The sequence below is a fragment of the Streptomyces sp. NPDC057271 genome, from assembly GCF_042668715.1.
GTDB lineage: Bacteria > Actinomycetota > Actinomycetes > Streptomycetales > Streptomycetaceae > Streptomyces.
On sequence record NZ_JBHUYJ010000001.1, the window covers coordinates 9,828 to 22,339 of the forward strand.

Here is a 12,512-nt window from a genome sequence, read left to right on the forward strand (position 1 = left end):
GGGGGGGGGCGCGAGTGGGGAGAAGGGGCGGGGTCCGGCCTTTTGTCTGCGGTCTCGGGGGCGATCCCCCCTCCCCCCCCTCCCCTCCTTTGGTTGGGGGGTCGTGGGCCCCCCCCCCCCCCGGCCCGCATCCCCCGATCGGGGCCGTGGACCTTCATCACGAGGCTGGCCGAAGACGACCCACCTTGCCCGGGTTGTCCCGGCCGAGCCCCGAAACACCCGGTGCTCAGTACTAATTAGGTTAGGCTAACCTGTGCGGCGTGAGAGTTGGTGAAGAAAGCCCGCAGGCCACAGCCGTGCGCGGTCACGCCCTGTCGGCCCGAGAGGTCACCGTCGCCTACGACGGTGTCGACGTCGTGCACGACGCGTCCGTGACGCTGCGACCCGGCGAAGTGACCGTACTCGTCGGGCCGAACGGAAGCGGGAAGTCGACGCTCCTGCGGACGATCGCCCGTCTGCAGCGGCCCCGGAGCGCCACGCTGACCATCGACGCCGACACGGACGGCCTCGCCCTGACGCCCCGCGAGTTCTCGCGGCGTGTGGCCCTGCTGACGCAGGGTCGCCCCACGCCGAGCGGCCTGACGGTACGGGACGTCGTCGAGTTCGGCCGCTACCCGTACCGCGGCCGCTGGGGCAGGGCCGACCCGGGCGGTAGGGCGGCGGTGGACCGCGCGCTCGGCATGACGGGCGTCGAGGAGTTCGCCGACCGCGGCGCCGAGTTCCTCTCCGGAGGACAGCTCCAGCGGGTCTGGCTCGCGGGCTGCCTCGCCCAGGAGACCGGCGTGCTGCTCCTCGACGAGCCGACGACCTACCTCGACCTGCGGTACCAGATCGAACTCCTCGACCTGATCCGCGACCTGGCGGACGACCACGGCATCGCCGTCGGCGTCGTCCTGCACGACCTGGACCAGGCCGCTGCCGTCGCCGACCGGATCGTGCTGCTCCGAGCGGGACGGATCATCGCGGAAGGCCGCCCCGAAGACGTCCTGACCGCACCGCGGCTGACGGACACGTACGGCATCCGCATCGAGATCGACACCGACCCCACGACAGGCCGGCTGCGCACCCGCGCCATCGGCCGCCATCACACGCGAAGCGAAAGGCTCAGCACCACCTCATGAGACGCCTCCTCCTCACCGCCGCGGTCGCCACCACGGCGGCGCTCACCCTGACCGCCTGCGGGACCACCGAGCCCGCCAAGGACGACGCGAAGAAGTCCGCGGAGCCCATCACCCTCACCGACTCCACCGGCGTGAAGGTGACCCTCGACGGACCCGCCGAGAACGTCGTCGGCACCGAGTGGAACGTCGTCGAGACCCTGATCTCCCTCGGCGTCGACCCCGTCGGCGTCGCGGACGTCAAGGGTTACAAGACGTGGAACACCGCCGTCCCGCTGAAGAACGACCCCAAGGACATCGGCACGCGCGGCGAGCCGAGCGTGGAGACCGTCGCCGGTCTGAAGCCCGACCTCATCGTCGCCACCAACGACCTGCCGCCGGCCGCCGTGAAGCAGCTGCGGAAGATCGCCCCTGTCCTGGAGGTCAAGGCGGCCGACGCGGCCGACCCGATCGGCCGGATGACGAAGAACCTCGACCTCATCGCGCAGGCCACCGGCACCACCGAGAAGGCCGGCAAGCTCAAGACGGAGTTCGAGGCGAAGCTCGCCCAGGGCAGGAAGGCCCTGGCCGACGCCGGACTGGCCGGCAAGCCGTACGCCTTCGCCGACGGCTACGTCGTCTCCAACCAGGTCTCGATCCGCCCCTACACCAGCGGCTCGCTCATCGGCGCCGTCAACGAGAAGCTCGGCCTGAAGAACGCCTGGACGGTCGAGGGCGACCCGGCCTACGGCCTCGGCACCACCGACGTCGAGGGCCTCACCAAGCTCGGTGACGGCACGCACTTCGCGTACATCAGCAACAACGGCGACCCGAGCAGCACCCCGTTCGACGGCGTCCTGAAGAAGGACAAGGTGTGGACCTCGCTGTCGTTCGTGAAGAAGGGCGACACGCACCGGCTGCCCGACGGCATCTGGATGTTCGGCGGAACCGAGTCGATGAACCAGTACGTCGACTCCGTCGTCAAGGCGCTGACGAAGTAACCCCCATGGCCGTCACCGCACCTTCCTCCGCCACCCTTCCGTCGGCGGCCGCGTCCCGGACGGGCGCGGCCGCGGTGACGGCCGCACTGCTCCTCCTCGTCGCGTGCTTCGCCCTCGTGGACATCACCCAGGGCACGGCCTCCGTCGGCGCGCCCGAGGTCTGGAAGGCCCTCACCGGCCGGTCCGACCCGTCCGACGCGTCCGTCGTCATCGCCTCGCGCCTGCCGAGGATGGCCGCCGGGCTGCTCGTCGGCGCCGTGCTCGGCATGGCGGGCGCCGCCCTCCAGGCCGTCAGCCGCAACGTGCTCGCCTCGCCCGACACCCTCGCGGTGAACGCGGGCTCCTACCTGGCCCTCGGGCTGGCGGCCGTCAGCGGAGTCTCGCTCCCGCTGCTCGCCTCCTCGGGCGTGGCGTTCGTCGGCGGACTCGCGGCGGCGGCCGTCGTCCTCGGACTCTCCGGCCTGGGCGCCGGTACCGTGCGGCTGGTGCTCGCCGGCAGCGCCCTCACCCTCGGCCTGACCGCCCTCACCGAGGGGCTGCTCCTGTTGTTCCCCCAGCAGACCGAGGGCCTCTTCGCCTGGAACCAGGGCAGCATCTCCCAGAACGGGTTCGACGGCGTGCTGCAGATGGCACCGATCGGACTCCTCGGCCTCGTCGGGCTGCTGCTCGTCGCCCGCAGGGTCGACGCGCTGGCACTCGGCGACGACGCGGCCCGCGGCCTCGGCGTGCCCGTGCGCTCCACACGCGTCACGGCGGTCGTGCTCGCGGCGATGCTCTCCGCGGCGGCCGTCACGCTGGCCGGTCCGATCGGCTTCGTCGGTCTGTGCGCCCCCGCCCTGGTGCGCCCGCTCGTCCGCCGCGTCCGCGGCTTCTCCCGCGCGCGGGCCGGACTTCCGGTGGCGGGGCTCGTCGGCGCCGCCCTCGTCCTGGGCTCGGACGTGCTGCTGCGCGCCATCGTGCCCGCGGACACGGCGGTCGCCGTGCCCACGGGTGTCGTCACCAGCCTGGTCGGCGCCGTCTTCCTGATCGCGATGGCGACCCGGGCCCGTGACACCGCCGGAGCCGCCGCGGCCGACCGGCTGCGCATCCGGAGCCGGGCGGTCTTCCTGACCACCACCGCCGTACTGGTGGCGGTGCTGGTGGGCGTGACGATCGCCGCCGTCCTGCTGGGCGACAGCAAGCTGCTCCTCGGCGACGTCATGAACTGGGCGCAGGGCAGGGCGGGTCAGACCGTCTCGTTCATCCTCGACAGCCGGGTGCCCCGGGTCCTCGCGGCGCTCCTCGCCGGCGCGGCACTCGCCCTGGCCGGAACGCTCGTCCAGGCCGTCACCCGCAACCCGCTCGCCGAGCCCGCGACCCTGGGCGTCTCCGGCGGCGGCGCGCTCGGCGCCGTACTCCTCGTCACGACCGTTCCGCTCGCCGGTTCGTGGAGCGTGGCGGGCGCCGCCTTCGTGGGTGCCGCGATCAGTTCGGTCGTGGTCTTCGGGCTGGCCGCACGCGGCGGCTTCCAGCAGAACCGGCTCGTCCTGGTCGGCTTCGGCGTCGACACCGGTACGGCCGTGCTCATTAGCCTGCTCATCGTCCTCACCGACCCGTTCAACGCGACCAAGGCGCTCACCTGGCTCTCCGGTTCCACCTACGGGCGGACCCTGCCGGACGTGGCGCCGCTGGCGGCCGTGCTCGCCGTGGGTGTCGTCACCGCGGCCCTGCGGCGTACCGAACTCGACCTCCTGTCACTCGACGAGGACACCCCGCGCCTCCTCGGCCTGGGCGTGGCGCGCGGTCGGCTCGGCTTCCTGGTCCTGAGCGTCCTGCTCAGCGCCACCGCCGTCGCCGCCGCGGGCACGATCGGATTCGTGGGCCTCGTCGCCCCGCACGCTGCCCGTGCCCTCGTGGGCAGGCAGCACGCGCGCGTGCTGCCGGTCGCGGTCCTCCTGGGCGCCGTACTCGTCTGCACGGCGGACCTCGCGGGCCGTACGGTGATCGCCCCGGCCCAGCTCGGTGCCGGCATGATGACCGCGGTGATCGGGACGCCGTACTTCCTCTACCTGCTCGTCCGCAGCCGCCGCTGACGCGGACGTGCCGACGCGACACGAGCCCCGCCTCCGCCCTCCGGCGGCGACGGGGCCCGTGTCGCGTCGTGTCCCGCTCAGGCCCCGACGTACGCCGCGAGGTGCTCGCCGGTGAGGGTGGAGCGGTCGGCGACGAGTTTCGCCGGCGTGCCCTCGAAGACGATCTTCCCGCCGTCGTGGCCGGCGCCGGGGCCGAGGTCGATGATCCAGTCGGCGTGCGCCATGACGGCCTGGTGGTGCTCGATGACGATGACCGACTTGCCCGAGTCGACGAGCCGGTCGAGCAGGCCGAGCAGCTGCTCCACGTCCGCGAGGTGGAGGCCGGTGGTGGGCTCGTCGAGCACGTAGACACCGCCCTTGTCGCCCATGTGGGTGGCCAGCTTGAGCCGTTGCCGCTCGCCGCCGGACAGGGTGGTCAGCGGCTGGCCGAGCGTGAGGTAGCCGAGCCCGACGTCGGTGAGCCGCTCCAGGATCTTGTGCGCGGCCGGCGTGGCCGCGTCGCCGGAACCGAAGAACTCCTCGGCCTCGGTCACCGACATCGCAAGCACCTCGCTGATGTCGCGGCCGCCGAGGCGGTATCCGAGCACCTCCGCCTGGAACCGCTTCCCCTCGCAGTCCTCGCAGGGGGTGGCGACGCCCGCCATCATCGCGAGGTCGGTGTAGATGACCCCGGCGCCGTTGCAGGTGGGGCAGGCACCCTCGGAGTTGGCGCTGAAGAGTGCCGGCTTGACGCCGTTGACCTTCGCGAACGCCTTACGGATCGGGTCGAGCAGACCCGTGTACGTCGCCGGGTTGCTCCGCCGCGAGCCCCGGATCGGCGTCTGGTCGACCGATACGACGGGCTCCCCGGCCGGGATCGACCCGTGCACGAGGGAGCTCTTGCCGGAGCCGGCGACACCCGTGACGACGACCAGCGCGCCGAGCGGGATGTCGACGTCGACATCCCGCAGGTTGTTCGCCGTCGCGCCGCGGATCTCCAGCGTGCCGGAGGGCGTGCGTACCGACTCCTTGAGCGCGGCCCGGTCGTCGAGATGACGACCGGTGATCGTGTCACCGGCCCGCAGCTCCTCGACCGTGCCCTCGAAGCAGACGGTGCCGCCCGACGTACCGGCGCCGGGACCGAGGTCGACGACATGGTCGGCGATCGCGATCGCCTCGGGCTTGTGCTCGACGACGAGGACGGTGTTGCCCTTGTCGCGCAGCCGCAGGAGCAGGTCGTTCATCCGCTGGATGTCATGGGGGTGGAGCCCGATGGTGGGCTCGTCGAAGACGTACGTGACGTCGGTGAGCGAGGAGCCGAGGTGACGGATCATCTTCACGCGCTGGGCCTCACCGCCCGACAACGTGCCCGCGGGCCGGTCGAGCGACAGATAACCGAGGCCGATCTCGACGAACGAGTCCAGCGTCCGCTGCAGCGAGGCGAGCAGCGGAGCCACCGACGGCTCCTTGAGACCACGGACCCATTCGGCGAGGTCCCGGATCTCCATCGCACAGGCGTCGGCGATGGAGATCCGCTTGATCTTCGACGACCGGGCGCCCTCGCCGAGCCGGGTGCCGTCGCACTCGGGGCAGGTGGTGAAGGTGACCGCGCGCTCCACGAACGCCCGGATGTGCGGCTGCATCGACTCCTTGTCCTTGGACAGGAACGACTTCTGGATCTTGGGGATCAGTCCCTCGTAGGTGAGGTTGATGCCGTTCACCTTGATCTTGGTCGGTTCTCCGTAGAGGAAGGCCTGCATCTCCTTCTTGGTGAACCTGCGGATCGGCTTGTCCGGGTCGACGAAGCCGGACTGTGCGTAGAGCTGCACGGTCCACTGGCTGTCCGACTTCCAGCCGGGGATGGTGAACGCGCCCTCGGAGAGCGACTTGGAGTCGTCGTAGAGCTGCGTGAGGTCGATGTCGGAGACCTTGCCCCGGCCCTCGCAGCGCGTGCACATACCGCCGGTGCGCTGGAACGTCGCCTTCACGGTCTTCGTCCTGGCGGCACCGCGGTCGACGGTGATGCCCCCACTCGCCCGGACCGAGGCGGTGTTGAAGGAGTACGCGCTGGGCGGCCCGATGTGCGGCTTACCGAGCCGGCTGAAGAGGATGCGCAGCATCGCGTGGGCGTCCGTCGCGGTGCCGACGGTCGAGCGCGGGTCGGCGCCCATCCGCTGCTGGTCGACGGTGATCACGGTCGTCAGGCCGTCCAGCACGTCGACCTCGGGGCGCGCGAGCGTCGGCATGAAGCCCTGGACGAAGGTGCTGTACGTCTCGTTGATCAGCCTCTGCGACTCCGCGGCGATCGTGTTGAACACCAGCGAACTCTTGCCCGAGCCGGAGACCCCGGTGAACACCGTCAGCCGGCGCTTGGGGATCTCGATGCTGACGTCCCTGAGGTTGTTCTCGCGTGCGCCGTGCACGCGGATCACGTCGTGGCTGTCGGCATCGTGCGGCGCCGTCGGCCGCGCGCCCTTCCTCGTGGCCATGCTGATCGTGTCTCCATCTATGAGGGCGGGGCCGCGTGCGCGGTCTCCGTCGATGTCGCCCGGGCTCGATCCCCGCGGTGTCGAGCGAGTACGTCTCCGGTGCTGAGTCTGCTGCGTCTGCTACGTCGTGGTTCTACGTCGTCGGTGCCCCGGCGGCAACGCCCGGCGGCCGGGGCGCTGACGCTCACCGGTCCTCGACCAGCCCGAGGACGTTGCCGTCGGCGTCGGTGACGGTGGCCACCAGACGGCCGCCGCCGACGTCGTGCGCGGGCTCCCTCACGGTGGCACCGGCGGCCGTGACCTCGGCGATCTTCGCCTCGATGTCCGGTACGTGCCAGTAGGCGACCGGCGAGGTCATGCCCTGCGGCCCACCGCCCGGCACCAGCCCGATGTGCTGGCCCCCGGCCTCGAAACCGACGTAGTACTCCCCGTCGACCTGGGGATCGGCGCCGAGCAGCGCGGCGTACACCGCCTTGGCCTTCGCGAGGTCGGACACGGGGTGCAGCACGGTCTTGACGCCCTGCGTGGAAGAGGCGCTCATGGTCACTCCTGGGGTCGTGGGTCCCTGGGACCCGGTGGCGGGTGGTGGGGGACGGAACCGATGTCCGGGCGAGTCGCTCCGCGGACCTCGGACGCCCACGACAGCCACGCTACGTGCGGCCCGGAGCGGGCGCTTCTCGATTCCTGACCGGTCCCGGGACGGGATCCGGGAGGCCGAGGAGCGCCAGGAACGCGTCCGCCGCGGGAGTGCGGCCGGTGTGGCTCCAGACCACGTACTCCACGCGCGTCGGAGCGTCGGTCACCTCGACCGCGGTGACGCCCGGGAGCTGAGGCACGAAGGCGGCCGGGAGCAGGGCGACGGCGAGTCCCTGCGCGACGAGCCGGGCCATCAGGAGGTCCGCCGTGCTGACCTCGAAGGCGACGTCCCGGCGGAGTCCGGCGGCCGAGAAGGCCTGGTCGGACTGGACGCGCCCGGCCGTTCCGGCCGGCAGGTCCACGAACACCTCCGACGCGAGCGTGCGCAGGTCGACCGCCGAGACGCCGGCGAGGGGATGGTCCGGACCCACCACGGCGACGAGCCGGTCGCGGGCCAGTTCGTGGGCGGCGACGCCCTGGGGCCGCGCCGTGGTCGGAAGGCCGAGGAACGCCACGTCGACCGCTCCCTGCCTGACCTGCTCGGCGAGGTCCTCGCTCGCGCCCACCCGCAGGCCGATGCGCACATGCGGGTACCGCCGGCGGAGGTCGCGCAGCGCGCCGGGGACGTCCACCGCGCCGACGGTGGGGATCAGTCCGACAGCGAGCCGTCCCCGTACCTCTCCGACCGCCGCCGCGACCTCGGCGGCCGCGCGCTCGGCGGCGTCCAGACACTGGCGTGCGGCGGGGAGGAACGCCGCTCCGGCCGGGGTCAGCCGCACCCGGCGGCTCGTACGGTCGAAGAGCCGCGCGCCCAGCTCCCGTTCCAGGCGCGCGATCTGGTGGCTGAGCGCGGACTGGACGACCAGACACCGCTCCGCGGCCCGGGTGAAGCTGTTCGTCTCGGCGACGGCGACGACGTACCGCATCTGCTGGAGATCCACGGATCCATCGTGAATCACGATGGATCCGCTGACAAACATGTGTTGGACTCATCGATCGTCGCGGTCCGAGACTTTCGGACATGACCACTTCGGCCGCCCCCGGCGGACATCCGCGGGGCGATCTCTCCCGTACGCTCCTGACGGCGCTCGCCCCCGCCTCCTGGGGCACCTTCTACGTCGTCACCACCGAACTGCTCCCGCCCGGGCATCCGCTGTTGGCCGGTCTCCTGCGTGCGCTGCCCGCCGGTCTGATCGCGCTGGCGATCGGCCGGACGCTGCCGCGCGGAGCGTGGTGGGGAAAGGCCGCGGTGCTCGGTGTGCTCAACATCGGGCTGCTCTTCCCGCTGCTGACCGTCGCGGCCGAGCGCCTGCCGGGCGGCGTGGCCGCCACCCTGGCTGCGGCCCAGCCGCTCGTCGTGGCGGGCCTGGCCGTGGCCGTCCTGCGGGAGCGTCCCACCGCCTGGCGGCTCGGGTGGGGCGTGGTCGGCGTGGTCGGCGTCGGCCTGGTGGTGATCGGGCCCGCCGCGGCGTTCGACCTCGTCGGGATCCTGGCGGGCCTCGGCAGCGCCGTCACGATGGCGCTCGGCGTGACGCTCACCAAACGCTGGGGCCGGCCCGGCGAGGCGGGGTCCGCCGCCTTCGCCGGGTGGCAACTCACGGCGGGAGGCCTGTTCCTGCTCCCTCTCACCGTGGTCGTCGAGGGCGCGCCCCCCGCCGTCGACGGGCCCGCCGCTCTGGGATACCTCTGGCTCGGTGGCGTCGGCGGTCTGCTCGCCTTCGTCCTCTGGTTCCGCGGCCTCACCACCCTGCCCGTCACCTCCGTCGCGGTGCTCGTCCTGCTCTCGCCGCTGGTCGCGGCCGTGCTCGGCGCCGCGCTGCTCGGCCAGACGCTGGGCCCGGTCCAGCTGCTGGGGTTCGGCCTCGCGCTCGCCGCCATCGTCGCAGGCCAGCTCCCCCCGAGGCGACGCCCGGCGCGGTCACCCGCTTGCCGGTCCTCCAGTTGCGGCTAATGTCGTATTAAGGCCATAAGTACTCCCCTTCGACTCCCGCGTTCACCTGGTGAAGGGAAGGGGGCGTACGGAAGGAGCCCCCTATGACCCGCACATTGCGTGGCGCGATAGCTCTGGTCGGAGCGGTGGCCCTCTCCCTGGGAGCGGTCTCCGTCAGCAGCGCCCAGCCCGGCGCCGCGGCGCAGGACGACATCAAGATCGGCCTGCTCCTCCCCGAGAGCAAGACCACGCGCTACGAGAAGTTCGACCGGCCGTACATCGAAGAGAAGATCAAGGAACTGGCGCCCGACGCCCAGATCGACTACTACAACGCGGCCGAGAGCCCCACCACTCAACAACAGCAGGTCAACACCGCACTCGCCAAGGGCAATCAGGTGCTGATCCTGGACGCCGTGGACTCCAAGTCGATCCAGTCGTCCGTGCAGAAGGCCAAGGACGCGGGCGTGAAGGTCGTCGCGTACGACCGGCTCGCGCAGGGGCCCGTCGACGCCTATGTCTCGTACGACAACTTCAAGGTCGGCGAGTTGCAGGGTGAGGCGCTCCTGAAGGCGCTCGGCGACAAGGCGGACAGCGGCCAGATCGTCATGCACAACGGGTCTCCCACCGACCCCAACGCCGCCGAGTTCAAGGCCGGTGCCCACTCGGTCCTCGACGGCAAGGTCGACATCGGCAAGGAGTACGACACGCCGAACTGGGACCCCAACAACGCCAACCAGCAGATGTCGGGAGCGATCAGCGCGCTGGGCAAGGACAACATCGTCGGCGTGTACTCGGCCAACGACGGTCTGGCCGCCGGCATCGCCACCGCTCTCAAGGCGTCCGGCATAAACGTGCCGTTGACCGGGCAGGACGCCCAACTCGACGCCATCCAGCGGATCCTGCTCGGCACCCAGACCATCACGATCATGAAGCCGTACAAGCCGGAGGCCGACATCGCCGCCACGATGGCCGTCAACCTGGCCGAGGGCAAGGAGCTTCCCGCGTCCCTGGTGCCCACGACCGTCACCAGCGGCAGCGGTGAGGAGGTTCCGGCCAACCTGCTGACGCCGATCGTGGTCGACAAGAACAACATCGACGACACGGTCGTCAAGGACGGTCTGTACACGGTGAACGAGATCTGCACGCCCACGTACGCGGCCGCCTGCGCGGAGGCCGGTCTGGAGTAGGGAGCCCGCGGCGCGGGCGACCGCGAGGTCGCCCGCGGCGTGAGCCCTACCCGGACAGGATCGCCGGCGTGTCCAACGGGGTCCCGGCAGGAGGCGGTTGACGGTGCTCGGAACACCTGTGCTCAGTCTTCGGGGAATTTCCAAGCGGTTCGGAGCCGTCCAGGCTCTCTCGGAGTTCGACCTGGAGGTCCATGCCGGAGAGGTCGTCGCCCTCGTGGGCGACAACGGCGCCGGCAAGTCGACCGCCGTCAAGGCGATCGCCGGGGTGAACCCGCCGGACGGCGGAGTCATCGCCTGGGAGGGTCGGCCGGTGTCCATCCACCGGCCCCACGACGCCCAGACCCTGGGCATCGCCACCGTGTACCAGGACCTGGCGCTCTGCGACAATCTCGACGTCGTCGGCAACCTCTTCCTCGGCCGTGAGATCAAGAGGTGGGGTGTGCTCGACGAGGTCCGCATGGAACAGCGCTCGCGCGAACTGCTCGACACGCTCTCCATCCGCATCCCCAGTGTCCGGATCCCCGTGGCCTCGCTCTCCGGAGGCCAGCGCCAGACCGTGGCGATCGCCCGTTCCCTGATCGGCGAACCGAAGGTCGTCATCCTGGACGAGCCCACCGCCGCGCTGGGCGTGGAGCAGACCGCCGAGGTCCTCGACCTCGTCGAGCGGCTCCGCGAGCAGGGGCTCGGCACCATCCTGATCAGCCACAACATGGTGGACGTGATGGCGGTCGCGGACCGGATCGCCGTGCTGCGCCTGGGCCGGAACAACGGCTTCTTCGACAAGCGCTCCACCACCACCGAGGAGATCATCTCCGCCATCACCGGCGCCACCGACAGCGCCGTGACCCGCCGTCAGGCCCGGAAGCGGGAGGAGGAGCGATGAGGCGCGACCGAGGCCGGGACGACCCCTCCACGCCGGGATCCGGCGACGCGGCAGGTCAGGAACCGGCCCCTGACGCCACGCCCGCCGTGGACGCCCGGCTGATCGTCCGGGAGGAGGGCGTCAAGGGCTACCTCGCGGAGTTCAAGCGCAAACTGCACGGCGGTGAGCTGGGCTCCCTTCCGGTGGTCATCGCAGTGATGATCATCTGGACGGTCTTCGGCTCCCTGGACAGCGCGTTCCTCTCGGCACAGAACCTGTCCGACCTGAGCCAGCAGATCGTCGGCACGGGCATGATCGCCATCGGGATCGTCTTCGTCCTCCTGCTCGGCGAGATCGACCTCTCCGTCGGCTCGGTCAGCGGCCTGTGCGCCGCGATCTTCGCCGTACTCAACGTTCTGAACGGCATGAACGAGTGGCTGGCACTCCTGGTCGCCGTCGCGGGCGGAGCCGCCGTCGGACTCATCCAGGGCTTCTTCTTCGCCAAGGTCGGCGTGCCCGCGTTCGTCGTCACGCTCGCCGGCAACCTGGCCTGGAACGGACTCATGCTCCAGGTGCTCGGTACCAGCGGAACGGTCAACATCCCGAGCGAGAGCATCGTCTCCGAGCTCTACTCGACGATCTTCCACTCCCCGGCAGCCGCCTATGCGACGGCCGCCGTCGGCGTCGGGCTGTTTTTGGCGGCCTCGCTCCTCGACGCCAGGCGCCGCCAGAAGGCCAGGGTGCCGTTCCGGCCGATCGCCGAGATCGTGATCCGCACGGTCGTCATCGCCGGAATCGCCTTCGCCGCGGCCTACATCCTCAACCAGTACCAGGGGCTGCCGCTGGCGCTCCTGATCTTCCTGATCGTGCTGGTCGTCATCGACTTCGTGCTGCGCCGCAGCACCTACGGCCGGCAGGTCTTCGCCGTCGGCGGCAACATCGAGGGAGCTCGACGGGCCGGTATCAGCGTGCCGTTCATCCGGATGACCGTCTTCTCGATCTCCGGCACCATGGCGGCGGTCGGCGGCCTCTTCCTCGCCGGGCAGATCCAGTCCGCGAGCCAGACCTCAGGTGGCGGCAACCTGCTGATGAACGTCATCGCCGCGGCCGTGATCGGCGGCACCAGCCTGTTCGGCGGGCGCGGTTCGGTCTGGTCCGCGCTGCTCGGCGCGCTGGTGATCGGGTCGATCCAGTCGGGCATGAACATCATGGGCGTCAGCAACGCCGTCCAGTTCATGATCACCGGTGCCGTCCTGCTG

General features: G+C 70.9%; 10 protein-coding genes. 7 read left to right on the plus strand and 3 right to left on the minus strand.

Features of this window, described 5'->3' with window-relative positions:
- The first annotated feature begins 260 nt into the window (after positions 1-260).
- From ACFUJR_RS00050 to ACFUJR_RS00060, 3 genes are read left to right on the plus strand one after another with little or no spacing between them, the layout of a single operon-like run.
- Complete coding sequence (locus tag ACFUJR_RS00050; RefSeq protein WP_383181124.1) at positions 261-1,121, plus strand: ABC transporter ATP-binding protein; 861 nt, start codon at positions 261-263, stop codon at positions 1,119-1,121.
- A complete protein-coding gene (locus ACFUJR_RS00055; RefSeq protein WP_383181127.1) occupies positions 1,118-2,098 on the plus strand; it encodes an iron-siderophore ABC transporter substrate-binding protein in 981 nt (326 codons plus the stop codon). Before ACFUJR_RS00050 ends, ACFUJR_RS00055 begins: the two co-directional genes overlap by 4 nt.
- A gap of 5 nt (positions 2,099-2,103) precedes the next feature.
- Positions 2,104-4,170, plus strand: coding sequence for an iron ABC transporter permease (locus ACFUJR_RS00060; protein ID WP_383450152.1), 2,067 nt, complete (start codon positions 2,104-2,106; stop codon positions 4,168-4,170).
- Positions 4,171-4,247: 77 nt separating this feature from the next.
- Here the strand turns inward: ACFUJR_RS00060 and ACFUJR_RS00065 are convergent, their stop codons facing one another.
- From ACFUJR_RS00065 to ACFUJR_RS00075, 3 genes are all read right to left on the minus strand, one after another.
- Positions 4,248-6,644 carry an ATP-binding cassette domain-containing protein gene (locus ACFUJR_RS00065; RefSeq protein WP_383169813.1) on the minus strand — a complete coding sequence of 799 codons (2,397 nt, stop codon included), beginning with the start codon at positions 6,642-6,644 and terminating at the stop codon, positions 4,248-4,250.
- A gap of 178 nt (positions 6,645-6,822) precedes the next feature.
- The gene (locus tag ACFUJR_RS00070) at positions 6,823-7,179 is read right to left on the minus strand and encodes a VOC family protein (RefSeq protein WP_383169808.1); all 357 of its coding nucleotides are present in this window, start codon (positions 7,177-7,179) and stop codon (positions 6,823-6,825) included.
- 109 nt (positions 7,180-7,288) lie between these two features.
- Positions 7,289-8,215: a LysR family transcriptional regulator gene (locus ACFUJR_RS00075; protein WP_383169806.1), complete on the minus strand. Its 927-nt coding sequence runs from the start codon at positions 8,213-8,215 to the stop codon at positions 7,289-7,291.
- 80 nt (positions 8,216-8,295) lie between these two features.
- Here ACFUJR_RS00075 and ACFUJR_RS00080 point away from each other — a divergent pair, with 80 nt between their 5' ends.
- The 4 genes from ACFUJR_RS00080 to ACFUJR_RS00095 form a co-directional block, all read left to right on the plus strand.
- Positions 8,296-9,225, plus strand: a complete 930-nt coding sequence (locus ACFUJR_RS00080) for an EamA family transporter (protein WP_383169804.1) — start codon at positions 8,296-8,298, stop codon at positions 9,223-9,225.
- A gap of 83 nt (positions 9,226-9,308) precedes the next feature.
- Positions 9,309-10,391 carry a substrate-binding domain-containing protein gene (locus ACFUJR_RS00085; protein WP_383169802.1) on the plus strand — a complete coding sequence of 361 codons (1,083 nt, stop codon included), beginning with the start codon at positions 9,309-9,311 and terminating at the stop codon, positions 10,389-10,391.
- Positions 10,392-10,494: 103 nt separating this feature from the next.
- On the plus strand, positions 10,495-11,274 hold the full coding sequence (locus tag ACFUJR_RS00090; protein ID WP_383169800.1) for an ATP-binding cassette domain-containing protein: 780 nt from the start codon (positions 10,495-10,497) through the stop codon (positions 11,272-11,274).
- The coding region (locus ACFUJR_RS00095) for a sugar ABC transporter permease (protein WP_383450154.1) at positions 11,271-12,512 on the plus strand (1,242 nt) is incomplete at its 3' end. The genes ACFUJR_RS00090 and ACFUJR_RS00095, both read left to right, overlap by 4 nt.

Bases quoted from the DNA above. Each gene is read 5' to 3' on its own strand.
- ACFUJR_RS00070 (WP_383169808.1), bottom strand. From the start codon at position 7,179: ATGAGCGCCTCTTCCACGCAGGGCGTCAAGACCGTGCTGCACCCCGTG.
- ACFUJR_RS00060 (WP_383450152.1), top strand. From the start codon at position 2,104: ATGGCCGTCACCGCACCTTCCTCCGCCACCCTTCCGTCGGCGGCCGCG.
- ACFUJR_RS00080 (WP_383169804.1), top strand. From the start codon at position 8,296: ATGACCACTTCGGCCGCCCCCGGCGGACATCCGCGGGGCGATCTCTCC.
- ACFUJR_RS00085 (WP_383169802.1), top strand. From the start codon at position 9,309: ATGACCCGCACATTGCGTGGCGCGATAGCTCTGGTCGGAGCGGTGGCC.
- ACFUJR_RS00055 (WP_383181127.1), top strand. From the start codon at position 1,118: ATGAGACGCCTCCTCCTCACCGCCGCGGTCGCCACCACGGCGGCGCTC.